A 22,721-nucleotide genomic window follows, 5' to 3' on the forward strand; every position below is an offset into this window, starting at 1 on the left:
GGCGGTGCAGGGCATGGGTGCAGCCGAGGCACCGGTGACCGAGAGCGGCGAGCCCGCGCGCGGGCCGGTGCGCGCGGGCGGGCTGCTCGACGTGCTGGGCGTCGCGTCGGTGGTCCTGGACACAACGGGCCGCATCGTGCTGTGGAGCCCCCAGGCCGAGGAGCTGTTCGGGTACACCGCGCGGGAGGCGCTGGGCCAGTTCGCGGCCCGGCTGATGGTGCACGAGCGGCACTTCGAGCTCGTCGGCAAGCTGTTCGCCGACGTCATGCGCACCGGCCAGAGCTGGGCCGGCGGCTTCCCGGTCCGCCACAAGGACGGCAGCACCCGGCTGGTGGAGTTCCGCAACATGCGGCTGCTGGACGACCGGGGCGCCGTGTACGCGCTGGGGCTCGCCGCCGACCAGTCGACCGTACGGCGGCTGGAGCAGGACGTGGCGCTGTCCGAGCGGATGGTGAGGCAGTCGCCGATCGGGCTCGCCGTCCTGGACACCGAGCTGCGGTTCGTCTCGGTGAACCCGGCGCTGGAGAAGATCAACGGGGTCCCGGTCGCGCAGCACGTGGGGCGCACGCTCCGCGAGGTGCTGCCGCTGCTGAACCCGGACGCGCTGGAGGGTGCGGCCCGCCGGGTCCTCGACACCGGCGCCCCGCTGATCGACGACTCCGTCGTGGGCCGTACCCCCGCCGATCCGGACCAGGACCACACCTGGTCCCTGTCGCTGTACCGCCTCGAGGACGCGATGGACAACGTTCTCGGTGTGGCGATGTCGCTGGTCGACATCACCGAGCAGCACCGGGCCTCCGTGGAGGCGGAGGCCGCGCGGCGGAGGCTGGCGGTCATCGCCGACGCCTCCGCCCGGATCGGTACGACGCTGGAGCTGGAGCGCACCGCGTGCGAGCTGGCCGAGGTCGCCGCGCCCGAGCTGGCCGACGTGGTCGCCGTGGACCTGCTGGACGCGGTCGTGGAGGGCCGGCCCAGCACGCTCGGCCCCTCGGAGCCCGCGGTGATCCGGGCCCTGGCGCTGCGCGCCGAGCGGGAGTCGGACGCCGTCCGGGCGGCCGACCCGCCCGGCCAGATCGCCCGGTACGCGCCCGACCGCCTGGTCACCGAGTGCGTGCGGACGGGTGAGGCGGTGCTGGTGCGGCACGTGAAGGACGAGGACCTGCCGCGCATCGCCCGCTCCCCCGAGGCGGCCGTGCTGCTGGGCCGGGCGGGTCTGCACTCGTATCTGGCCGTCCCGCTGATCGCGCGCGGCGAGGTGCTGGGCGCCCTCGACCTCAAGCGCACCCGCAATCCGGCGCCTTTCGACGAGGACGACCTCCTGCTGGCCCGGGAGCTGGCGGCCCGCGCGGCCGTGCAGATCGACAACGCCCGCTGGTACCAGAACGCCCGCAACACCGCGCTCACCCTGCAGCGCAGCCTGCTGCCCAGCCATCCGCCGGTGACGACGGGCCTGGAGGTGGCCTCCCGGTACCAGCCGGCGGGCGCCACCAGCGAGGTCGGCGGCGACTGGTTCGACGTCATCCCGCTGGAGGGCGGCCGGACGGCGCTCGTGGTCGGCGACGTGATGGGCAGTGGCATCAGCGCGGCCGCCACGATGGGCCGGCTGCGCACCGCGACGACCACGCTGGCCTCGCTGGGCCTCGACCCGGCGCTGCTGCTGGAGCACCTGGACAAGACGACCTCGGCCCTGGACCACTCCATCGCCACCTGCGTGTACGCCGTCCACGATCCGCATCTGCGCCAGTGCCGGATCGCCAACGCCGGCCACCTGCCTCCGGCCCGGGTCCGCCCCGGCCGCCCGCCGGAGCTGCTCGACCTGCCCACCGGGGTGCCGCTGGGCGTGGGCGGGGTCGAGTTCTCCACCGTGACGGTCGACTTCGAGCCGGGCGACGAGCTGGTGTTCTACACCGACGGGCTGGTCGAGACCCGCTGCCATGCGCTGGACGAGCGCCTGGACTTCCTGCTGTCCCTGCTCGACGACCCCGCCCGCCCCCTGGAGGAGGCCTGCGACCTGCTCCTGCGGACGCTGCACCACCCCGACAACCACGACGACGTGGCCCTGCTCATCGCCCGGGCCCAGGAGCTGTCGTAGGTCACTGCTCCCGTACGCCGATCACCACATGCGCGTACGCCTCCTCGGGCACCGCCAGACGGGCCGTCAGGCCGGCGTCGGTGAAGGCTGCCACGGCGGCGGGGGCCTGGCGTTCGCTGGTCTCGGTCAGGAGGCAGCCGCCGGGCGCCAGCCACTCGGGGGCCCCGGCGGCCACCCGGCGCAGCACGTCCAGGCCGTCCGCGCCGCCGTCGAGGGCGGCCGGCGGCTCGTGGTCGCGGGCCTCGGCGGGGAGGAGCGCCACCTCGGCGCTCGGGACGTAGGGCACGTTGGCCGTGAGGATGCCGACGCGGCCCCGCAGGCCGTTCGGCAGGGCGTCGAACAGGTCGCCCACGTGGACCCGGCCGCCGTACGGGGTGAGATTGCGCTCGGCGCAGCGCACGGCCGCCGGGTCGATGTCGGCGGCGTGCACCTCGACAGCGCCGAGCGCGGCGGCCAGGGCCGCCCCGAGCGCGCCGGAGCCGCAGCACAGGTCGACGACGACCCCTGCGTCCGGGGCCAGCACCAGAGCCTGGTCGACCAGGAACTCGGTACGGCGGCGGGGGACGAAGACGCCCGGTTCCACGGCGATCCGCAGACCGTGGAACTCGGCCCAGCCGAGGACGTGTTCGAGCGGGAGCCCGGCGCTGCGCCGATCCACCATCGCGGCCAGTTCCGCAGGCGTGCGGGCGGTGGACAGGAGCAACTCCGCCTCGTCCTCGGCGAAGACGCACCCGGCGGCGCGCAGCGCGGAGACGACGGTGGTACGGGAGAGAGGGGAAGGAGTGGGCATGGAAGCCGAGGGCCTTTCGGGAACCCGGAGCCGAAGGGCGCTCGCGCGGTCACCGGTGCCGGTGTCCGCGCTGTCACGGAAAGCCGTCACAGACAGCTGTCGCAAGGAGAGAGCACCCCAACTGACACAGCGGTAATGGGTCTCACCTCCTCGGCAGCCTGGGGCCGCGAACCGTTCGCGACCGGACGGCCACCATACACCGGCGTCCCGGATGCGCCGTCGTCCGCGGCCGGTTCGGAAAATCTCCGTGGCACGGCCGGGTGGGGGCCGTTACGATCGCTGCGATGACGACTCACTCTGCTGACAGATCGGGGGTCCCGTCCGCGCAAGGTGAGTGCTGATGCTCACTCAGACCGCGTACGGGGATTCCCGACTTTCCTTGTGGCTGCGCGTGCGCGAGTTCGCCGTGCCGCCGTCCATGATCGAGACCGCGACCGTCCGCCGCCGCGCCGGGGACTGGGCGGGGGCGTGTGCCGCCGCCGGTGTCGATGTCGACCTCGACCTGCGGTGCGTCGCCCGCACCCACGGCCGGGACCTCGCGGCCCGGGTCCGCGCCGACCTCCGCCGTCTCGCTCCCGACCTGCTGCGCTGGCACCTGCCGAGGATCGCGCCCGACGGGCTGCTGCGCCCGGGTCTGACCCTGACCCTGGCCCGGTACGACGGCCACGGGGGCGCCCGGGACCGCCCGGTGCACCTGGTGGTCCGGACCCCGCCGGCCTGGGCGGACGCCGGCCAGCGGATCAGCCTCGCCCTGTGGGGCGGGTCCCGCTCGGACACCGCCGCCCGGCATCCGCATCCGCGCCCCAGCCGGCGCTACCGGCTCGATCTGCACCGGCATCTGTGGGATGCGCGCAGGGCCGGTGAGCTGCGGGTGCGGTCCGGGGCCGACCGGCCGGCGACGGACCCGGAGCCGCCGGGCCTGGCACCGCCGGGACTCGGCTGTGCCGTCGGCCGGTGGGCGGCCGAGGGCGCCCACCTGCTCGGCGCCGAGGGGCGGTCCGCCGGCCCCTTCGTGGTGCGACTCGGCGGGCGCCACCGCCTGGTGCTGGACCTGCTCGCCCCGGGCGACGGCGGGGCACCGCCCGCCCTGCGGGTCGCGGAGTCCCTGCCGGAGGGCGGCATTCCCGCGCTGCCCGTCCTGCCGGACGCGGCGACCTGGCTCCTGCCCGATCTGGAGCTGCTGCGGGCCGGTCTGCTCGCCCCCGACCGGCTGCACCCGCTGGTCGCGTCCGCACTCGCACCGGATCACGTGCCGGCCGGTCCGCCCCGCAGCCCCGAACCGCCGGGGGCACCACGCCACGTTGACTGCCGGGGAGCCCGGCACCGGATCGGTCTGGTGGACGGCGTCCTGGCACCGCTGGACCACGGTCCGGAGGAGATCCGGCGGGAGGAACTGCTCGTCGCGCTCGGCGGACCGCCGCTCCCCTGCCTCCAGGCCATCGACGAGGCGCACCGGCGTCCGGACTGCCTCACGGGTGTCCGCGAGCGCCTGGACCACGGCGACACCGCGGGCGCGCTGGCGGTGGTCGAGGGCCTGCTGGGTCCCGAGGCGCTGCTGCGTGACGGCTCCCTGCGGGACGCGTTGGAGGCGGCCGCGGCGCGGAGGATCACGTACGGGCTCTACCGGGCCGGTCTCATCGGCCCCGGCCACACAACTCCCGACCCGAATCGCCGCACCACCCGGCACCACCGCAGCCGCCCACGCCACGCGACCTTGCCGCGCTGAATTCCCTGAATTCCCTGATTTCCCTGCTCTTTCCACCGACTTCACACCCTCAGGTGATCACCTATGTCTCCATACGCTCCCTCCGCCATGCCCGATGCCACCTCTGAAGCCACTCAACTCGACGTGGCCGCCGACCTGTTGGCCCTCCTGCGGGACGCGAGCACCGAACCCCGCACGGACACCCAGCTGGAGGCGCTGACCCTGGCCGTGGCCGCCGACCTCCCTGTGCTGCTGTGGGGGGAGCCGGGCATCGGCAAGACGGCGGCCCTGACCCAGCTGGCCACGGCCCTCGACCTGCCGCTGACCACGGTGATCGCGAGCGTCCACGAGCCGTCCGACTTCTCGGGCCTGCCCGTCGTAGGGGACGATCCCGCGGAACAGGGTGTGCCTATGGCCCCGCCGGACTGGGCGGTGCGGCTGGTCCGGGCCGGGCGCGGGCTGCTGTTCCTGGACGAGCTGTCCACCGCTCCCCCGGCCGTGCAGGCGGCCCTGCTCCGGCTGGTGCTGGAGCGGCGGATCGGCGCGCTGCAGCTGCCGCCCGGCGTGCGGATCGTGGCCGCGGCCAATCCGCGGTCCTCCGCGGCGGACGGCTGGGAACTGAGCCCGCCTCTCGCCAACCGGTTCGTGCATCTGCAGTGGACGCACGACCACGACGTCGTCGTACGGGGCCTGGGCGGAACCTGGCCACGGGCCGCGCTGCCCCGGCTCGATGCGCGGATGCTTCCGCAGGCCGTGGACTTCGCGCGGCGCGCGGTGTGCGGATTCCTCACCGCGCGCCCGGGGCTCGTGCACCGGTTGCCCAGCGGTGAGACCCGCCGGGGCGGCGCCTGGCCGTCGCCCCGCAGCTGGGAGATGACCCTGCATCTGATCGCGTTCGCGACCGCCGCCGGTTCCTCCCGCGAGGTGCTGTCTCTGCTGGTCCGGGGGACGGTGGGAGACGGACCCGGCCTCGAACTGCTGGCGAGCCTGGACCGGATGGACCTGCCGGATCCGGAGGCGGTGCTCGCCGACCCCGCCGCTGCCGTGCTGCCCGAGCGCGGGGATCTGCGGCAGGCCGTGCTGGACGGCGTGGTGGACGCGGTCCGCAAGCGGCCGGAGCGAGCCCGCTGGGACGCGGCGTGGACGCTGCTGGTCCGCGCGATGGAGAGCGGGGCCCCGGACGTGGTGGTCGTTCCGGCCACCACTCTGGCCTCCCTGCGCCGGGAGGACTGGGACGTACCGGCGGCGATCGAGCGGCTCGCCGGTGTGGTGTCCCTGTCCCGGCGTGCCGACGAAGCCGCGCGGCGGGCCGCGGCCGCCACCGGGCCCCGCCGATGACGGCCGGTGCACCGGGGGCGCTGGACCTCGGCAAGCTCTTCGCCGCCCGGCTGCACGCGGCCCGGGCGCGGCCCTACTTGGCGACGGCTCTGTTCGCGCTGCACACGGTGGAGTCGCGGCAGGTGCCGACGATGGCCGTCGACCGGCACTGGCGGTGCTACGTCTCACCGGCCTTCGTGGACCGGACACCCGTGGAGGATCTGGCCGGGGTGTGGGTGCACGAGGTGGCGCACCTGCTGCGCGACCACCACGGACGCAGCGACCGGGTCGCCCGGGAGCGCGGGCTGACCGGCCTCGGGGAACGGCTGCGGATGAACATCGCGGCGGACCTCGAGATCAACGACGACGTGTACGGCGACGGGCTGGTGCGGCCCGAAGGAGCCGTGACACCCGAGGAACTGGGGCTGTCCGAGGACGAGTTGATGGAGGACTACCTGCGGCAGTTCCGGCTCGGGCCGGGGCTGCAGGCGCTGGCCTGGCTGGACTGCGGCAGCGGCGCCGACGGGCTGGACCGGGAGTGGGACCTGGGGCCCGACGGCGCCCACGGGCTCAGCGAGCAGGAGCGGGACGCGGTGCGCTTCCGGGTGGCGCAGGGCATCAACGGCCGGCCGGGAAGCGCCCCCAAGGGCTGGCAGAGGTGGGCGGAGGAGGTGTTCCATCCGTCGCAGCCCTGGCGGGAGTTGCTGGGAGCGGCGGTCCGCTCGGCGGCCTCGGGGGCGGGTACGGGCGACGACTACAGCTATGGCCGGCCGGCGCGGCGCTCGGCCGGGGTGCCGGGCGCGATCCTGCCGAGTCTGCGGCGCAGGCCCCCTCGGGTCTCGGTGGTCGTCGACACCTCCGGGTCGGTCAGCGACGCCGAACTGGGCAGTGCGCTCCTGGAGGTCGCCGCGATCTCCCGTGCCGTGGGCGGCCGCCGCGATCTGGTCACCGTGGTGTTGTGCGACGCGGCGGCCCAGACCGTGCAGCCGGTGTGCCGGGCCGAAGGGATCGAGCTGGTGGGCGGCGGCGGAACGGACCTGCGCACGGGATTCGCCCGAGCGCTGCGGACGCGGCCGGGACCCGACGTGGTCGTGGTCCTGACGGACGGACAGACACCCTGGCCGAGCACGCGGCCACCGTGCCGGACGGTGGTGGGCCTGTTCCCCCGTCAAGGGCCGGGGCGGCGCGTGAACGAGAACAATCCGGACTACCGGCCGGACTCGCCGCCCGAGTGGGCTCGGGTGGTGACGATCGGGCCGACCTGGTAGCAGAGGATCGAGCCGGGTCCAGGCCGTCGGTGTATCCGGGGCCCATCTCCCCGGGCCACTGCCCGCATGCCACGGCGAACGACCGGTCCGCGCTCGCGCCGTAACGGACGGCAATGCTGTCGTCCCGCCTCGGGGGCGGGGTGCGGCTCCGCCTGGTCGAGGACCGCGGATGGGACTGCCTGCACGGCGGTAACGTACCGGCGCTTGTCCCGGGCGGCGGCCTCGTGCCGTCGGTCGTCGTCCTGGCGGACATCCCTGTGGTGTACGGCGGGGATGGGCCGTTGCTGGTGGACCTGGCGGTGATACCCGGGCGCGGCGTCCGGGTCCCGTCGGCCCGGCTCGGCGAGATCCTGGCCGCTCTGCTGGGCGGCCCGCTCGCGTTCGACGACCTGGTGCGCGGCATGGACAGGTGCGGCAAGTACCAGGGGGACGGTGGCCGGCCGGCCTTCCCCACGCCGACGGTGTCGCCACGCCGGTCCTTCCCGGCACTGCCCTCCACCGCCGCGGCCCTGCTGGTCCGAACCTCCTTCGACGACGAGAGGGGCTGGCGCGCCCTGCTCGACGAGCTGGGCGGGGCCGATGAGGACGGCTGGGTCGGGGCGGACCTGGACCCGGATGAGATCGACGTGGAGCACTACCCGTTGGGGGCGCTGGTCGTCGACGACCGGGCCTTCGAGGGCATCACACCGGGCCAGGTCCCTGCACTGGTCCCGCCCGAGGAGCACACCACGCTGGTCGCGCTCGCCGACGCCAGGACATGGGCCGAGCCCGGCCGACCGCTGACCGTCGTCGACCTGTACGACACCCCGGGGCAGTCCACCGTCCTTCCGTGCCGCGAGGTCGGATCGATGGTGTGCAACCTGGAGATCGGCAACATGGACTTCCACGAGTTCGTCGCCCTGGAGGGCAGGGAACCCTGGTGGGAGGGATGATCAGCGGATCTCCGGCCGGACTGGGTTCGGCCGTGGTCGCCAGGGGCCGGTCGACTCAGCGGTGCGGCGCGAGTACCCTGCGCGCCCTCTCTGACGCTTGAGGGCGCTCAGACGCCGACCGTCTCCTCGACCTCTTCCTCTGCCTCTTCCTCTGCCTCTGCCTCTTCCTCTGCCTCTTCCTCTGCCTCTGCCTCTTCGTCGGCCCTCCGCTCCGTGCTCGGCGCGGGCTCAACAAGGGTGGTGGCCTGCCTGGCCTCGCGTGAGCGCTCGTACGCCGCCGCGACCGCGGTCATTGCGAGGCCGACGACCAGCCAGACGACGAGCGTCCACACGTTGCGCCCGAGGCCGTCGTCGCCGAAGTACAGCAGGCTGCGGACGCCCTCGACGAAACCGGCGCCGTTCCAGAAGGCGTGCAAGGCGCCGAAGAAGCCGTTCTGCAGCTCGGGCCGGAACAGGCCGCCCGAGCTGGTGAAGTTGAGCATGACGAACAGCACCATCATGGTCAGCGTGGTCCACCGCTTGAGGAAGGTGTGCAGGCCGACGCCGATGAAGAGGATGCCCGCGGAGTAGAGCCACGCCATGCCCCACAGGCTCGCGAGCCCGTGGTGCGCGAGGTGGAACACCGGCCCGGCGAGCAGGGCGCCGATGCCGCCGACCACGACGGAGACACCGAGCGCCAGCAGCGCCCGTACGCGCATCGGGAGCGTGGCGCCCGCGGCGCCGAGGGCGGCGACCGAGGCGTAGGAGCCGATGCTGAGCGCGATCAGCAGGAAGAACAGGCCCTGCCCGGTGGGGTCGTCGGCGACCGGCGCGGCCACGTCGGTGACCTTCAGCGGGACACCCTCCTTGGCGGCGACCGGTGTGAAGACCTTCTCGACGGCCGTCGCGCCCATGTCGGAGGCGGCGGTGGCCACCAGCAGTTCGGGCGCCTTGGCGCTCGGCACATAGGCGCCGGTGACCTCGCGGGACGTCAGCAGGCCGACGGCGTCGGCGCGTGTGCCGACGGTGCGGACGTCGAGCTTGTCCCCCGCGGTGTCCTTGACGGTCTGGGCGAACACCTTCGCCTCGGGTCCGGCGCCGACGACGGCCACAGGCAGGTGGTTCGGCTCCGGGGTCACGAAGGCCCCCATGTACGCGAGCCCCATGCCTATGCACATCAGCAGCGGGGTGATCAGGTGCGTGAGCACATGGCGCAGTGCCGGTGACCTCATCGCGGGCGACCTCCAATGGTTGGCTTATACAACTCCCTCTTCAAGTTGTACTATACAACTAGAAGGGCGGAGGAGGTATTCCGGTGACAGCAGCGGAAACGGCCATTGAGACCATCCAGCGCGAGATGACGATCTTCGCCCGCCGGGCCCGGGCCTCGGCGGGACGCATGCACCCCGAGCTGTCGCTCGTGTCGTACACCCTCCTCGGTCACCTGGAGGAGAGCGGCGGCTGCCGCGCCACCGACCTGGCCGCGCACTACGCCCTGGACAAGTCCACCGTCAGCCGCCAGGTGGCCGCTCTGGAGCGGGCCGGGCTGATCGAGCGGCGCCTGGATCCGGAGGACCACCGGGTCCACGTGCTGCACCTGACCGAGGCCGGGCAGGAGATCCTCGCCCAGGTCACCAGCAGCCGCCGGACCGCCTTCCGGGAACGGCTCGCCGGCTGGTCCGAGAAGGACCTGGTGCAGTTCGCCGGGTATCTGGAGCGGTACAACGCGGGGCCGGCGACCGCCGCCGACCCCGACTGAACCGTCGCCCTCCCTACGGCACCGGTACGGCGGCCCGGTCGTCCGGCAGGTGCTCGGGGGCCCTGGCCGCGAGGAACGCCGTACGGCGGCGGAGCCGGAAGCCGAGGGACTCGTACAACCGGATGGCGTTGGTGTTCTGGGCGCTGGTGTGCAGGAAGGGGGTCTCGCCCCGCTCCCGGATGCCGTGCGCGACCGCGCGGATGAGCCGCGTGGCCAGGCCTTCGCCGCGGAAGGCCGGGTCGGTGCAGACCGCGCTGATCTCGGTGTAGCCCGGCGGGTGCAGCCGCTCCCCCGCCATGGCGATCAGGGTGCCCTCGCGGCGGATGCCGAGGTAGGTGCCGAGTTCGATGGTGCGCGGCAGGAACGGCCCGGGCTGGGTGCGCGCGACGAGGTCGAGCATCTCGGGTACGTCCGCCGGGCCCAGCGGTACCGCCTCCGCGTCCGGTGCGGCGGCCAGGCCGTCGTCCACGAACTGCACGCCCTCGGTCCGGAAGGTCTCCTCCCAGCCGTCCGGGATCCGCCCGCGGAAGCCGAGCAGCGGCACCTCGGCGCCGGGGCCGGCCAGCGCGACGAGATCCGCCCAGTCGTCCGCGTCCGGCTCGGCCGGCAGGGCCAGCCACGGCGAGACGTCGACCGGGTAGCGCAGCACCCGGCCGCGCCGCTCGGCGAAGTGGGCGTGCGGGCCGGTCAGGGAGGCGAGGGCGGGGTTGTCGAGAACGTGCGGGGCCGCGGACGGCTCGTGGCCGGCCGCGGTGGAGCGGGCGGCGGGCAGGTCGCTCATGCGGACACCTCGATCACGATCTTGCCCCGGGCGTGCCCGTCCTCGACGGTGCGCAGGGCCTCCGCGGCCCGGTCGAGCGGGAAGGTGCGGGTGACGTGCGGGTCCAGGGCCCCGCGCAGGACGAGGTCCGCCACTGCCTCCAGGACGGCGGCGGTACGGGCGCGGGCGACCGGGAAGCCGCCCAGCTCGGCGACCACCGCGGGCGGGGCCCCGGCGGTGATCAGCTTGGTCCGGTCGGCGAGCAGGGCTGCCGCCTCGGCGAGCGTGTGACCGCCCACCAGGTCGAACACCGCATCGATGCCCTCCGGGACGGCGGCGCGCACGCGCTCGGCAAGGTCCGGACCGCCGGGCACGTGCACGGCGCCCAGCGACTCCACGAAGTCCTTCTTCTCCTCGCTCGCCACGCCCACGACCCGCACGCCGGAGGCACGGGCGATCTGCACGGCTGCGGCGCCGACTCCGCCGCCCGCGCCGGTGACCAGGAGGGTCGCTCCCTCGGGCAGATCCAGCTGGCGGACGCCGTCGTAGGCGGTGGCGGCGGCGACCGGCAGGGTGGCGGCGTCGGTGAAGGACAGCCCGGCGGGCTTGTGCGCGCTCACGTCGGCGCGCAGCAGGGCGTACTCGGCATACCCGCCGTCCACCGTGCCGCCGAACACCTCGTCGCCGGCCCCGAACCCGGTCACACCCGCGCCGACCGCTACGACGACCCCCGCGGCCTCGCTGCCGAAGACCGCGGGAAAGACCCGCTCGTCGCTCTCCCCGGGGCGGCGGAAACCGCCCCGCAGTTTCCAGTCGACCGGGTTCACCCCCGCCGCCCGCACCGCGACCAGGAGCTGGCCGGGACCGGGGCTCGGCCGTTCCACGTCGGTCAGCGCCTCGGTCTCCGGGCCGCCGTACCGCGTGAAGACGTACGCCTTGGGCATCCTCTTTCCTCGCTTCCGTGGTGCCGTCGCCGGCACACGGCCGGCACTCAGCGCCAAGGAGGAGCGCCGGGCGGCTATTCCCGTCCCGCGCAGAGTTCACATGGCTGCAGCAAAGTTCATACGGCCGCAAGGGGCGGGGCGCTGACCTGGGATGGAGCACCCTCGCGGAGCGCGTACGGTTGAAGCATGAACGTCACCCGAGGCTTCACGGGTCGCCCGCGCGTCGCCAATCCAGGGCTGCCACCAGGGCAGTACGACGCGGGGGACGACTGGCCCGTCCTGTCCGCCGAGGTCACCCCCGGCCTCACATCCGCCGACTGGTCCTTCCGCATCGACGGACTGGTGGAGCAGCCGCACACCTGGGACTGGGAGGGGGCGCACGCGCTGCCCACCTCGTCGTACGAGGGTGACATCCACTGTGTGACCGGCTGGTCGAAGTTCGGGGTGCGGTTCGGCGGGGTCTCGTTGGACGCGTTCTTCCATGTGGTGGGGCCACATGTGTCCGCCACCCATGCGATCGCCTATTCCCACACGGGTTACACCACGAACCTGCCGCTCGCGGACCTCACCGGCGGGCGCGCCTGGATCGTCTGGGAGTACGACGGCCGGCCGCTCGCCCCCGAGCACGGCGGCCCGGCGCGGCTGCTGGTGCCGCATCTGTACTTCTGGAAGAGCGCCAAGTGGATCGCCGGCATCACGCTCCTCGACCACGACGAGCCGGGATTCTGGGAGCGCAACGGCTACCACGAGCGGGGCAACCCGTGGGAGGAGCAGCGGTACTCCGGTGACTGAGACGGTGAACACGGCCTCCCCCACCGCGGCCGTACCTGAGACTCCCCCGGCCGTCCCGCAGACGCCCTCGGCCGTCCCCGCGACTTCCCCCGGTGTACCCCGGACCCGTTTCGCCGTGCCCGGACGCATCGCCGTGACCGACCAGGCTGCCGCGGTGTGGCAGACGGCCACCCTGACCGGGATCCGGCGCGAGACGCCGCACGCGACCACGTTCCGGCTTGCCGTGCCGGACTGGGCGGGGCACCTGCCCGGGCAGCACCTCCTGCTGCGGCTGACCGCGGCGGACGGCTATGTGGCCCAGCGCCACTATTCGATCGCGTCGGCACCGGACGACTCCGGCCACATCGAGCTGACCCTGGACCATGTGCCGGACGGCGAGGTCTCGGGCTGGTTCCACACGGTGGCCAGGCCCGGTGACACGGTCGAGGTGCGCGGCCCGCTGAGCGGCTTCTTCGCCTGGCCGGGCGACCGGCCCGCCCTGCTGCTCGGGGCCGGTTCCGGGGTCGTACCGCTGATGTCGATGGTGCGGCACCATCGGGCGCGGGGCCTCGCCGTGCCACTGCGGATGCTGGTGTCCGCGCGCAGCCCCGAGGAACTGATCTACGCGGGCGAACTGGGTGCGGAGACGACGACCGTCTTCACACGCAGTGCCCCCACAGGAGTTCCGGTGGGTCGTATGGCGGCCGCACATGTGGCGTCACTCCTGGCCGAGCGGCCCGAGAGTGGGTGGGAGGCCTATGTGTGCGGCTCCAACGGGTTCGCCGAGCATGCCTCCCGTCTGCTGGTCGAGGCGGGCCAGCCGGTCGAGCGCATCCGCATCGAGCGCTTCGGCTAGGGCCTGTCCGTCCCCCGGACGGGCCACGCGCGCGGGTCGTGTACGCGGCTGCTCGCGCAGTCCTGGGGCGCGTGCCGCAGGCCGTGCTCCATGAGGGCTTGAAGTCGCGGTAGGCGGCGTGAGCGAGGCGCGTTGTACGGGGTACGAGACGGGTGTGGACGCTCGTGTGCTGCGGCGGGGGCGGACGACCGGTACCCCGGCTCGCCCGACCCTCCGCCCTCGGCGGCGAGGAGGTGGACATGCGTACCCGGGTGCATGGCTGGCGCTGGCGGCGCAATCCGCTGCGGCGCCGGTCGGACGTCGTGGAGGCGTGGACGGTGCTGATCGTGGCCGTCCTGCTGTTCGTGGTCGCGCCCCTGGCCGGGATCGCGGCGGGCCTGCACGCCTACGACGGGGCACGCTCGCTGGCGATGGCGCAGCGGGCCCAACGGCACGAGGTGCGGGCCGAGGTGATCGCCAACAAGCCCGAGCGGCTGCCCACGGTGCAGGGCGACCGCGAGCACCCCTACCGTGCCCATGTGCGCTGGACCGAGCCGGGCAAGGGGACCCGTACCGCGCTGGCCCGCGTCCCGGCCGGAACCCGGGCCGGTGACGTGGTGACCGTGTGGTTCGACGCCCAGGGCCGCAGTGTCGCCCCGCCGCCGGACGATGTCGCGGTCTGGCAGCACACGGTCACCGTCGGCGTGTGCGCGGCGGGCGGCGCGGCGGGCGTGATCCTGCTGGGGCACGCCGTGCAGCGCCGGATCGCGCTGCGCCACCGGCTGGCCGAGTGGGAGCGGGAGTGGGCACGCACGGGACCGAAGTGGACGCAACCGAGGACCTGACCTGCCGGTGACCCGATCACAGGTGCCGCGCAAGGGCCTGGCGAGTCATCCGATCACCCCCGTACGGTGAGGTCACGCAGTCTTCCGTCACGTTCCCTCCGTAAAGGCGGTTGTCGATGGCCCTGTTCGACCTCCCGATCGACGAACTCCGCGCGTACCGCAGTGAGTCCGGCGCACCCGAGGATTTCGACTCCTTCTGGGGCCAGACGCTCAAGGAGGCACGCGAGCACGACCTGGGCGCCCGCTTCGAGCCGGTGGACAGCGGGCTGTCCACGGTGCAGGTGTACGACGTGACGTTCGCCGGGTTCGGCGGTCACCCGGTCAAGGGCTGGCTGCGGCTGCCGGCCGATGCCAGCGAACCACTGCCGCTGGTGGTGGAGTTCATCGGCTACGGCGGCGGGCGCGGACTGCCGCACGAGAAGCTGCTGTGGGCGTCGACAGGACGGGCCCACTTCGTGATGGACACGCGCGGGCAGGGCAGCGCATGGGGCGGCGGGGGCGGCACGGCGGACCCGGTGGGCGCGGCGCCCGCCTATCCCGGGTTCATGACGCGGGGCATCGACGCGCCCGAGAACTACTACTACCGCCGTGTGTTCACGGACGCGGTGCGCGCGGTGGAGGCTGCCCGCTCGCATCCGCTCACCGATGCGGCGCGGACCGTCGTGATCGGCGAGAGCCAGGGCGGCGGCGTCGCCCTGGCCGTCGGCGGGCTGGTCCCCGATCTGGTCGCGGTCGCCCCGGACGTGCCGTTCCTCTGCGACTTCCCGCGCGCGACGACACTGACGGACCGTCACCCGTACCGGGAGATCGGCTTGTTCCTCAAGACGCACCGCGGCCGGGCATCCGATGCGCTGCGTACCCTCTCCTACTTCGACGGCGTGCACTTCGCGGCCCGCGGCCGGACCCCGGCCCTCTTCTCGGCGGCCCTGGAGGACCAGACCTGCCCGCCGTCGACCGTGTTCGCGGCGTTCAACGCCTGGGCGCACGCGGACAAGGCGATCGAGGTGTACGACTTCAACGACCATGAGGGCGGCGGGCCGTTCCAGGAGGAGCGCAAGCTGCGCTGGCTGGGGTCGTACGCCTGAGGGGACCGGGAGGAGGGGCGCGGGCATGGACACACGCGAGGCCGCCGAGCGGTTCGTCCGGGTCTGGGAGCGAGCCTGGGCCGCACACGATGTGGACGCGCTGATCGAGTTGTACGCCGAGGGCTGTGTGCACCGGTCGATGCCGTTCCGCGAGCCGCACCGGGGCCGGGACGAGCTGGCCGCGTATCTGCGCTGGTCGTTCGCCGGGGAGCGGGTGGGCGAGGTGCGGTTCTCCGCGCCGCTGGTGGGGCCGGGCGGGGTCGCGGTGGCCGAGTTCCGGGTGCTGAGCGAGGAGGGCGGTGCCCCGTCCACCCTGGCGGGCTGTGTGTTCGTACGCTTCGACACGGAGGGGCGGGCCGTGGAGAGCCGGGACTACTGGCACACCGCCGAGGGTCATCAGGAGCCGGCGGGCCGGCTGTTCTTCCTCTGATGCCCCGCCTCCCCTCACCTCCGGACGCATACCTTCGCCCCTGCCCGTGCCGCCCAGCTCCTTCCCTCCAGTCCGACCAGTCGGTACGTTCGGATGCCCGGGTCGCAGCGTCGCGGCCCGGGCTGCCGGCGACGACGGAGGTCCGATGTCCGCACACGAGGCACAGGTTCACGGCCACTGCGACGCACGCTTCGAGGCGGTGCGGGAGGCATTCGAGGAGAACTTCTGGGAGCGGGGTGAACTGGGCGCCGCGGTGGCGGTGACCGTCGACGGCGTGACGGTGGTGGACCTGTGGGGCGGCTGGGCGGACGCGGCACGCACCCGGCCGTGGGAGCGGGACACGCTGGTCAACGTGTGGTCGACCACCAAGGGTCCGGTGGCGTTGTGCGCGCACGTCCTCGCGGATCGGGGCCTGCTCGACGTCGACCGGCCGGTGGCCGCGTACTGGCCGGAATTCGCGGCGGCAGGCAAGGAGCATGTCCTGGTTCGGCATCTGTTGTCGCACCGTGCCGGGCTGCCCGGCCTCAGGGAGCCGCACTCCGTGGAGCAGCTCTGCGACTGGGAGCTGACGACCTCGCGGCTGGCCGCGACCGAGCCGTGGTGGGAGCCGGGCAGCCGGTCCGGGTATCACGCGCTGACGTACGGCCACCTCGTCGGCGAGGTCGTGCGGCGCGTCTCGGGACTGCGGCCGGGAGCGTTCCTCGAGCGGGAGGTGACGGGGCCGCTCGGGGTCGCCGACTTCACCATCGGCCTGCCGGAGAAGGAGTCCGGCCGCACGGCCGAGCTGGTGCATCCGCGGGCCGCGGACACCAGCGAACAGGCCGCCGTTTTCCGCCAGCTCGCCCCCGCCGCGCTCGCCGCGCTGGCGAATCCGCTGGTGGGCGCGGCACAGGCGAACACGCCCGAGTGGCGGGCGGCGGAGATCCCGGCGGCAGGCGGGCACGGCACCGCCCGGGCGGTCGCCGCGTTGTACGGCGTCTTCGCCGGGCGCGGCTCCTACGGCGGCCGGCGGATCCTGTCGCCGGAGGCCGTCGAGCGGGTGCGCGAGGGGCAGGGCAGCTGCCGGGATCTGGTCCTGGGGGCGGGCTTCGAGGAGGAGACGGAGCTCGGGCTCGGTCTGTGGCTCAGCGGTGCCAACGGTTCGTACGGACCCAATCCGCGGGCTTTCGGACACGACGGGTTCGGCGGTTCCTGCGGGCTCGCCGACCCCGAGGCCGGCGTCTCGCTCGGCTATGCGATGAACCGGATGGGCCCGCGCATCGCGGATGATCCCCGCAAGATGGCACTGGTGAACGCCCTTTACAGCGCCCTGTGACGCCTGGGTCGCGCGGGTGGGTTTCGGCCGAACCGCCGGACCACTCTTCCCTCGTGGTTTAGACCAATGCTTACATGTGGTCGCGCAATGAGCCCGCACGGCTACGTCTTGTCACCAACAGGAGGCGCGGCATGGCCCGCACCACCCCGCACGATCCCCCGCAGACCGACGCTCGACCCCTGTACTGGCAGGTCGCGTCGCTGCTGCTCGACGAACTGCACGACGGCACCATTCCACCCGGCGAGCGACTGCCCGGCGAGCGCCATCTGGCCCGGCACTTCGGGGTCAGCCGGGAGACCGTCCGGCAGGCGCTGGAAGCGCTGCGCCGCAGCGGCCGGATCACCACCGACCGGCGCGGCAGCCATGCCACGCTGTCCGGCCGTCCGGTCGAGGACCCGGTCTCGCTCACCTTCCCGGTCGGCGCCCGCCCGGCGCACCTGAGTGCGGTGGACCGGGCGACGGTGACCTGGGAGGCGCCGTCGCCGGAGCACGCGCAGGCACTGGGCCTGGCCCCGCACCGGCCGACGCTGGTGCACCGCTACCGGTCGGCCCTTCCCGACGGCAGGTCGCTGAGTATGGCGGTGACGTCGTTCTCGGCCGTGGCGCTGGCCGAGGTCGCGGAGCTGGGCCGCTACCGCGACCGGGCCGACGGGGCCACTCCGGCACAGCTGCGGCGGGCCTACGACTGGATGCGCAAGGCCGGTCTGACCCTGCACCACCGGGACTCCATCACCCAGCTCGGCGACACCTCCGCGGTCCGGGTGACCCGGCGGGTGCACGACCAGTACGCACGCCCGCTGGAGATCACCGACCTGGTGGTGAACGCCGAACGGGACGCGCTGGTCTACGAGTTCACCCTGCCGGCGGCGGTGTAGCGCTCTCGCTCCTGCACGCCGAGACCAGCCGGACGCGGGGAGCGCCGTCGCCGCGGTGTCCGAACTCGGGCAGGGCCTGCAGGTCGACCGTGAAGCCCGCGCGGGTCAACTCCCGCAGGACATCGCCGAGTCGGAAGGCCCGGTAGTACATGACGAACGGCGGGCGCCACAGGGCGTTGCGCACCCGCATCACCGCGTCGAAGCCGAGCAGCATCCAGAACGCGGGGCCGGCGGGGCGGGGTGGGGCGAGGACCGGGAAGGCGAAGCGGCCGCCCGGCCGCAGCACCGAGTGGACCTGGGCGAACAGTCCGGGCAGCTCCCGGGGCAGGAAGTGGCCGAACGCCCCGAAGCTGACCACGAGGTCGAAGGCGGCCGTGAACGGCAGGGCACGGGCGTCCGCACGCACCCACGCGACGCCCGGCCCCTCGGCCCCCGCCGGACGGCCCCCGCCCGCACACGCGGCCCGGCGCCGGGCGACGTCGAGCATGCCGGCGCTGAAGTCCACGCCGGTGACGCTGCGCCGGCACAGCCCGGCCAGGACGTCCGTACCGGCGCCGGTGCCGCAGCACAGGTCGAGGCCGTCCTCGAACGGACCGAGCGGGCCGAGCGCCTTCTCCACCGCGTCCAGCACCGCGTCGGGTGTCCGGAAAGGGGTGTGGTCGAACTTCGGGGCCAGCAGGTCGTACCCGTGCTCGACGGACGACAGGGCCTGCACGGCGAGTTCGCGGAGCGTGGGGCCTTCGGGGCTGAACATCCTTTCACCCTAGGGGCTTCCGCAGCTATGGACACGTATACCGCAGCTGACTAATCTCATCCGCGTCTATTCACTTAATTGATTATGCGAGGTGATCCGATGCGCGCGTTCCGCGAGGCGGTGGAGGCGGGCGACCTGGCGGCCGTCGAGGCGCTGCTGGCCGACGATGTCGTCTTCACCAGTCCGGTCGTCTTCAAGCCGTACCCGGGCAAGGCGATCACCACGGCGATCCTGCGCGCGGTCACCCAGGTGTTCGAGGACTTCCGGTACGTCCGCGAGATCGGCGCTCCCGACGCCGCCGACCACGCGCTGGTCTTCACGGCCCGGGTGGGCGACCGGGAGCTGACCGGCTGCGACTTCCTGCATGTGAACGAGGACGGGCTGATCGACGAGTTCATGGTCATGGTCCGACCGCTGTCGGGCGCCCAGGCCCTCGCCGAGGCCATGGGCGCGCGGTTCGACCAGATCGTGAAGGAGGCGGAGGCGGCCACGAGCACTGCGGACCGGGGCTGAGCGTCAGCCCTTGAGCTGGTCCAGCGTGGCCCTGGTGTCCGTCTTCAGCCAGTCGGAGACATCGGTGAGCGCGGGCGGGTTCTTGTCCTGGTCGTAGGAGCTGAGGTAGGCGCTGTAGCTCATCGTGTACGTCATCCAGCCGTCGCGTACGGCGAGGGTGGCGTAGCGAGAGCCGCTGGAGGAGCCGCTGCTGGTGTCCTGGCTGACGAGGTAGGCCTCGTCGCCGATGCCCTTGACCGCGCTGACGTCGTAACCCGTGTGGCTGTCGCCGTAGTTCTTCCAGGTGGCCGTGAACTCCGGTCCGGGATCTGACTTCTTGTGCAGGTCCACCTGGATGGACAGGTAGGCGTCCGCGTACGAGGACCCGGTCTTCTTCAGGCCGAGGCTGCAGTAACTCTCGTCCAGCGCCGCGTCCTTGAGGGAGTTGTGCGTCGCGGAGGAGTCGTTGTCGGGGTATTCGTCCTTGAAGGAGGAGTAGTCCGCGCCGGAGCACAGGTTGGAGGGCGCCGAGTAGCCGCGCAGGTCCGCGCTGTCGCCCTTGCCGCCGATCAGGAACACACCGGCCGCCCAGGCGGCGGACGCGACGACCGCGCCGAGCGCGGCCCAGAGCACGGCCCGCCCGGCACCGCCGCCACCGGACGGCGGCACGGGTACCGCACCGTACTGGGGCGGCTGTGCGTAGGGGTTCCCCGGCACGCCGGCCTGGGGCTGGGGCACCGGCTGCCCGACCAGCGTGGGCTGCGCGTAGAAGCTCCCCGGCGGGGGAGACTGCGGGTTCGGGTAGGGGTAGGCGGTCGGCTGCGGCGGTACGGCCGGTTGCGATGCGGGCTGTCCGGGCAGCTGTGCCTGCTGTCCGGACTGCGGCGGGGGCTGGTCGGCCGGCTGCGGGGGCTGCGGTGGCGTGGACATGTCGTGACGATAAGGCACAGTTGGCGGTCAAGTCCCCTGACGTCCGGGATCGTTATGGTGTGGGGACATCTGGTGCGGGTCGGTGACACACGGGTCCGTAGCCCAGGTGATCTGGGCAGCGGTGGGGAAGCACACGACGGCGGTCCCCGCCGTTCTCGCCGAGTCCGAGCAGGACGAGTCCACCCTGCAGGAGCGGGCGGCCAGGCTCACGAAGGAGTACGACCGACTGGACTTCGCCCTTCCCTTCGGCCTGATTCACGGGGACGCCAACATGGGGAACGCCCTCCGTCACCGGGACGGTCATGCGGTCCTCATCGACCTCGATGGGCTCGCCCTCCCCCCGCGTGAGTGGACCTGATAGGACGAGAACGAGCCCGGTCGTGGCGCCGACGCCTCGACCGCGTCGGCTCTCTTCCCACCAGGGGAATAGCTCGCGTCATCGACATGTTGAACGAATTGCGGCGGCTCCGTCCCGGCGGGTGGTATCGTGCCGTCAGCACTTGTGTACGCCCCCTCGTGGGCGCCGGTGCCAGTTTCTCCTCTCCGCGCTGATCCGTCTGCCATTTCCGGCTCGGTCGCTTCAGCTGCTCAGCACCACCTCGGTCCGAGGTGTCGTTTCCGCCGCCCGGAGGCACGTATGCCCTCCCGTTTCGCGGCTCTCTCCCCCCTTCCTCATGTCTTCCGTCCGTGAAAGGACCGTCCATGACCACCACACTCGAACCCCCTCACGTACAGCAGCAGGCCCCGGCCGCCCGGCCCGTCACCGGTGTGCTCGACATCGACGCGCACGGGAAGGGGTACCTGCGCGCCGTGAACTGCCTGCCCTCGCCCGCCGACCCGCAGGTCCCGCCCGCGCTGATCCGCCGTCACGGCCTGCGCAAGGGCGACCTGGTCGAGGGCGTCCGCGGGGCGCAGCGCGCCCTGACCGAGGTCGCGCACGTCAACGGCCGTACCCCGGGCGAGCTGCGGGGCCGCCCGCACTTCCGGGACCTCACCCCGCTCCACCCGCACCGGCGGATCCGTCTCGAACACCCGGCATCCGGTCTCGCGGGACGGGTCACCGACCTGTTCGCGCCGGTCGGCAAGGGCCAGCGCGGGCTGATCGTGGCCCCGCCGAAGAGCGGCAAGACGGTACTGCTCCAGCAGTTCGCCGCCGCCGTGGCCGGCAACCACTCCGAATGCCGGCTGATGGTCGTGCTGCTGGACGAGCGGCCCGAGGAGGTCACCGAGATGCGCCGCTCGGTGCACGGCGAGGTGTACGCCTCCACCTTCGACCGGACGCCCAAGGAACACATCGCCCTCGCGGAACTGGTCGTCGAGCGGGCCAAGCGGCACGTCGAGGCCGGCGAGGACGTCGTCATCCTGCTGGACTCCCTGACCCGGCTGTGCCGGGCCCACAACAACGCCTCCGCCGCCGGCGGACGCACCCTGAGCGGCGGTGTCGACGCGGGTGCGCTGCTCGGCCCCAAGCGGTTCTTCGGCGCCGCCCGCCAGGCCGAGGAGGGCGGCTCGCTCACCATCCTCGCCACCGTCCTGGTGGACACCGGCTCCCGCGCCGACGGCTACTTCTTCGAGGAGCTGAAGAGCACGGGCAACATGGAGCTGCGCCTGGACCGGGAACTCGCCGCCCGCCGGGTCTTCCCGGCCGTGGACATCGACCCCACGGGCACCCGCCGCGAGGAACTCCTGCTCGCCCCGGCCGAGTTGACGGCCACCCGGGGTCTGCGCCGGGCCCTGCGCTCCCGGGAGGGCGGGCCGGCCTCGCTGGAGACCCTGCTGGAGCGGATGCGGGACACGCCCGACAACGCCACCTTCCTGCGTCGCATCCAGCCGACCCTGCCCGCCGTCTGAGCACCCCCGCTCCGCTAGGAGTGCGGCATCCGGGTTGCTCCTGTAGGCCGACCGGCCCCTGCACCGCGCCGGATGACCGTCACCTTTCTACGTTGATCATATGATCACCGGACTCTCCTGTCGGGCAGTGTCATCGGCCTGTGCCCTGTGCGTCGCGGGGGTGCTGGCCCTCGCGCCGGCCGCCACCGCGCACCGCGCGGGGGATCCCGCCCCACCCGGGCCGCGGGCCGCCATGCCGCAGCCGTCCCTGCTCTACCGCTCCGGGACGCAGGTCAGACCACACCACGACGCGCCCGAGCTGCCGGCTGTCTCCGCACTGTCCTGGCTGGTGGCCGACGCCGGCAGCGGCGAGGTGCTGGCCGCGGGCGACGCGCACCGCAGGCTGCCGCCCGCGAGCACCCTGAAGACCCTGTTCGCCCTCACCCTGCTGCCGAACCTCTCGGCAGGCGTGCAGCACACGGTCACGTACGAGGAGCTCGCGGACGTGGCCGAGGGCAGCAGCCTCGTCGGCGTCGAGGAGGGGCACACCTACCAGGTGTCCGACCTGTGGCACGGCGTCTTCCTCAGCTCGGGCAACGACGCCGTGCACGTGCTCGCGTCCCTGGGCGGCGGCTGGCACGCGACGGCGACCCGGATGCAGGCCGAGGCCCGCTCCCTGGGAGCCCTGGACACGAACGTCGTCTCCCCCGACGGCTACGACGCCCCCGGCCAGGTGTCCTCGGCGTACGACCTGGCCGTCTTCGGGCGGGCCGGGCTGCGCAACCCCGACTTCGCCCGGTACTGCTCCACCGCCGAGGCCCAGTTCCCCGGCGACGGATGGCCGTACGCGATCGAGAACACCAACCGTCTGCTGACCGGCGAGGACGGCGTGGCGCGGTACCCGGGCCTGATCGGCATCAAGAACGGCTACACCAGCAACGCGGGCAACACCCTCGTCGCCGCCGCCCGCCGGGGCGGGCGCACCCTCGTGGTGACGGTGATGAACCCTCAGG

At 73.1% G+C, this 22,721-nt stretch carries 22 protein-coding genes and 1 pseudogene; 17 read left to right on the plus strand and 6 right to left on the minus strand.

All coding sequences use genetic code 11. The features are described from left to right. Positions 1 to 13 precede the first annotated feature (13 nt). Positions 14 to 2,092 carry a SpoIIE family protein phosphatase gene (locus ACZ5DS_RS38735; protein ID WP_468248206.1) on the plus strand — a complete coding sequence of 693 codons (2,079 nt, stop codon included), beginning with the start codon at positions 14 to 16 and terminating at the stop codon, positions 2,090 to 2,092. Between the two features lies 1 nt (position 2,093). Here the strand turns inward: ACZ5DS_RS38735 and ACZ5DS_RS38740 are convergent, their stop codons facing one another. Further along, positions 2,094 to 2,882 carry a putative protein N(5)-glutamine methyltransferase gene (locus ACZ5DS_RS38740; RefSeq protein WP_468248208.1) on the minus strand — a complete coding sequence of 263 codons (789 nt, stop codon included), beginning with the start codon at positions 2,880 to 2,882 and terminating at the stop codon, positions 2,094 to 2,096. 340 nt (positions 2,883 to 3,222) lie between these two features. On the opposite strand from ACZ5DS_RS38740, the gene ACZ5DS_RS38745 reads away from it, so the two are divergent. The 4 genes from ACZ5DS_RS38745 to ACZ5DS_RS38760 all read left to right on the plus strand — a co-directional run bounded on the left by ACZ5DS_RS38745 (position 3,223) and on the right by ACZ5DS_RS38760 (position 8,104). Beyond that, positions 3,223 to 4,608, plus strand: coding sequence for a hypothetical protein (locus ACZ5DS_RS38745; protein WP_468248210.1), 1,386 nt, complete (start codon positions 3,223 to 3,225; stop codon positions 4,606 to 4,608). An 87-nt stretch (positions 4,609 to 4,695) separates the two neighbouring features. Then, positions 4,696 to 5,925, plus strand: coding sequence for an AAA family ATPase (locus ACZ5DS_RS38750; RefSeq protein ID WP_468248213.1), 1,230 nt, complete (start codon positions 4,696 to 4,698; stop codon positions 5,923 to 5,925). Next, positions 5,922 to 7,172: a vWA domain-containing protein gene (locus ACZ5DS_RS38755; RefSeq protein WP_468248215.1), complete on the plus strand. Its 1,251-nt coding sequence runs from the start codon at positions 5,922 to 5,924 to the stop codon at positions 7,170 to 7,172. The genes ACZ5DS_RS38750 and ACZ5DS_RS38755 overlap by 4 nt, the downstream gene beginning before the upstream one ends. A 113-nt stretch (positions 7,173 to 7,285) precedes the next feature. Next, positions 7,286 to 8,104 carry a DUF6924 domain-containing protein gene (locus ACZ5DS_RS38760; RefSeq protein ID WP_468248217.1) on the plus strand — a complete coding sequence of 273 codons (819 nt, stop codon included), beginning with the start codon at positions 7,286 to 7,288 and terminating at the stop codon, positions 8,102 to 8,104. Positions 8,105 to 8,211: 107 nt separating this feature from the next. On the opposite strand, the gene ACZ5DS_RS38765 is transcribed toward ACZ5DS_RS38760, so the two are convergent. After that, positions 8,212 to 9,315 carry an ABC-2 transporter permease gene (locus ACZ5DS_RS38765; RefSeq protein ID WP_468248219.1) on the minus strand — a complete coding sequence of 368 codons (1,104 nt, stop codon included), beginning with the start codon at positions 9,313 to 9,315 and terminating at the stop codon, positions 8,212 to 8,214. Between the two features lie 125 nt (positions 9,316 to 9,440). On the opposite strand from ACZ5DS_RS38765, the gene ACZ5DS_RS38770 reads away from it, so the two are divergent. After that, complete coding sequence (locus ACZ5DS_RS38770; protein ID WP_468248332.1) at positions 9,441 to 9,842, plus strand: MarR family winged helix-turn-helix transcriptional regulator; 402 nt, start codon at positions 9,441 to 9,443, stop codon at positions 9,840 to 9,842. A 13-nt stretch (positions 9,843 to 9,855) separates the two neighbouring features. Here ACZ5DS_RS38770 and ACZ5DS_RS38775 read toward each other — a convergent pair whose 3' ends face one another. Next, positions 9,856 to 10,623, minus strand: coding sequence for a GNAT family N-acetyltransferase (locus tag ACZ5DS_RS38775; RefSeq protein WP_468248222.1), 768 nt, complete (start codon positions 10,621 to 10,623; stop codon positions 9,856 to 9,858). Beyond that, entirely contained in the window at positions 10,620 to 11,546 is a 927-nt protein-coding gene (locus ACZ5DS_RS38780) for an NADP-dependent oxidoreductase (RefSeq protein WP_468248223.1), read from the minus strand. Before ACZ5DS_RS38780 ends, ACZ5DS_RS38775 begins: the two co-directional genes overlap by 4 nt. A 186-nt stretch (positions 11,547 to 11,732) precedes the next feature. Between ACZ5DS_RS38780 and ACZ5DS_RS38785 the strand changes: the two genes are divergently transcribed. The 7 genes from ACZ5DS_RS38785 to ACZ5DS_RS38815 all read left to right on the plus strand — a co-directional run bounded on the left by ACZ5DS_RS38785 (position 11,733) and on the right by ACZ5DS_RS38815 (position 17,702). Beyond that, on the plus strand, positions 11,733 to 12,338 hold the full coding sequence (locus tag ACZ5DS_RS38785; protein WP_468248225.1) for a sulfite oxidase-like oxidoreductase: 606 nt from the start codon (positions 11,733 to 11,735) through the stop codon (positions 12,336 to 12,338). Between the two features lie 115 nt (positions 12,339 to 12,453). Further along, on the plus strand, positions 12,454 to 13,173 hold the full coding sequence (locus ACZ5DS_RS38790) for a ferredoxin reductase (protein WP_468248335.1): 720 nt from the start codon (positions 12,454 to 12,456) through the stop codon (positions 13,171 to 13,173). A gap of 239 nt (positions 13,174 to 13,412) precedes the next feature. Then, positions 13,413 to 13,997, plus strand: a complete 585-nt coding sequence (locus tag ACZ5DS_RS38795; RefSeq protein ID WP_468248228.1) for an Rv1733c family protein — start codon at positions 13,413 to 13,415, stop codon at positions 13,995 to 13,997. A 116-nt stretch (positions 13,998 to 14,113) separates the two neighbouring features. Next, complete coding sequence (locus ACZ5DS_RS38800; RefSeq protein WP_468248229.1) at positions 14,114 to 15,082, plus strand: acetylxylan esterase; 969 nt, start codon at positions 14,114 to 14,116, stop codon at positions 15,080 to 15,082. 25 nt (positions 15,083 to 15,107) lie between these two features. Then, positions 15,108 to 15,512: a nuclear transport factor 2 family protein gene (locus ACZ5DS_RS38805; protein WP_468248232.1), complete on the plus strand. Its 405-nt coding sequence runs from the start codon at positions 15,108 to 15,110 to the stop codon at positions 15,510 to 15,512. Positions 15,513 to 15,657: 145 nt separating this feature from the next. After that, positions 15,658 to 16,827, plus strand: coding sequence for a serine hydrolase domain-containing protein (locus tag ACZ5DS_RS38810; protein ID WP_468248234.1), 1,170 nt, complete (start codon positions 15,658 to 15,660; stop codon positions 16,825 to 16,827). Positions 16,828 to 16,958: 131 nt separating this feature from the next. Then, positions 16,959 to 17,702 (plus strand): GntR family transcriptional regulator, encoded by a 744-nt coding sequence (locus tag ACZ5DS_RS38815; protein WP_468248235.1) that lies wholly within the window; start codon positions 16,959 to 16,961, stop codon positions 17,700 to 17,702. On the opposite strand, the gene ACZ5DS_RS38820 is transcribed toward ACZ5DS_RS38815, so the two are convergent. Next, a complete protein-coding gene (locus ACZ5DS_RS38820) occupies positions 17,680 to 18,456 on the minus strand; it encodes a class I SAM-dependent methyltransferase (protein ID WP_468248238.1) in 777 nt (258 codons plus the stop codon). The genes ACZ5DS_RS38815 and ACZ5DS_RS38820 overlap by 23 nt on opposite strands. Positions 18,457 to 18,555: 99 nt before the next feature. Here ACZ5DS_RS38820 and ACZ5DS_RS38825 point away from each other — a divergent pair, with 99 nt between their 5' ends. Continuing rightward, the gene (locus ACZ5DS_RS38825; protein ID WP_468248240.1) at positions 18,556 to 18,969 is read left to right on the plus strand and encodes a nuclear transport factor 2 family protein; all 414 of its coding nucleotides are present in this window, start codon (positions 18,556 to 18,558) and stop codon (positions 18,967 to 18,969) included. A gap of 3 nt (positions 18,970 to 18,972) precedes the next feature. Here the strand turns inward: ACZ5DS_RS38825 and ACZ5DS_RS38830 are convergent, their stop codons facing one another. Next, positions 18,973 to 19,878, minus strand: coding sequence for a hypothetical protein (locus tag ACZ5DS_RS38830; RefSeq protein WP_468248242.1), 906 nt, complete (start codon positions 19,876 to 19,878; stop codon positions 18,973 to 18,975). 121 nt (positions 19,879 to 19,999) lie between these two features. Here ACZ5DS_RS38830 and ACZ5DS_RS38835 point away from each other — a divergent pair, with 121 nt between their 5' ends. From ACZ5DS_RS38835 to ACZ5DS_RS38845, 3 genes and pseudogenes are all read left to right on the plus strand, one after another. Then, positions 20,000 to 20,236 carry a phosphotransferase gene (locus tag ACZ5DS_RS38835; RefSeq protein ID WP_468248245.1) on the plus strand — a complete coding sequence of 79 codons (237 nt, stop codon included), beginning with the start codon at positions 20,000 to 20,002 and terminating at the stop codon, positions 20,234 to 20,236. Positions 20,237 to 20,580: 344 nt separating this feature from the next. Next, on the plus strand, positions 20,581 to 21,729 hold the full coding sequence (rho, locus tag ACZ5DS_RS38840; protein ID WP_468248247.1) for a transcription termination factor Rho: 1,149 nt from the start codon (positions 20,581 to 20,583) through the stop codon (positions 21,727 to 21,729). A gap of 232 nt (positions 21,730 to 21,961) precedes the next feature. After that, a pseudogene (locus ACZ5DS_RS38845) lies at positions 21,962 to 22,657 on the plus strand (D-alanyl-D-alanine carboxypeptidase family protein); the annotation flags it as partial. Positions 22,658 to 22,721: the final 64 nt, after the last annotated feature.

Source organism: Streptomyces sp. NPDC031100, assembly GCF_055570785.1.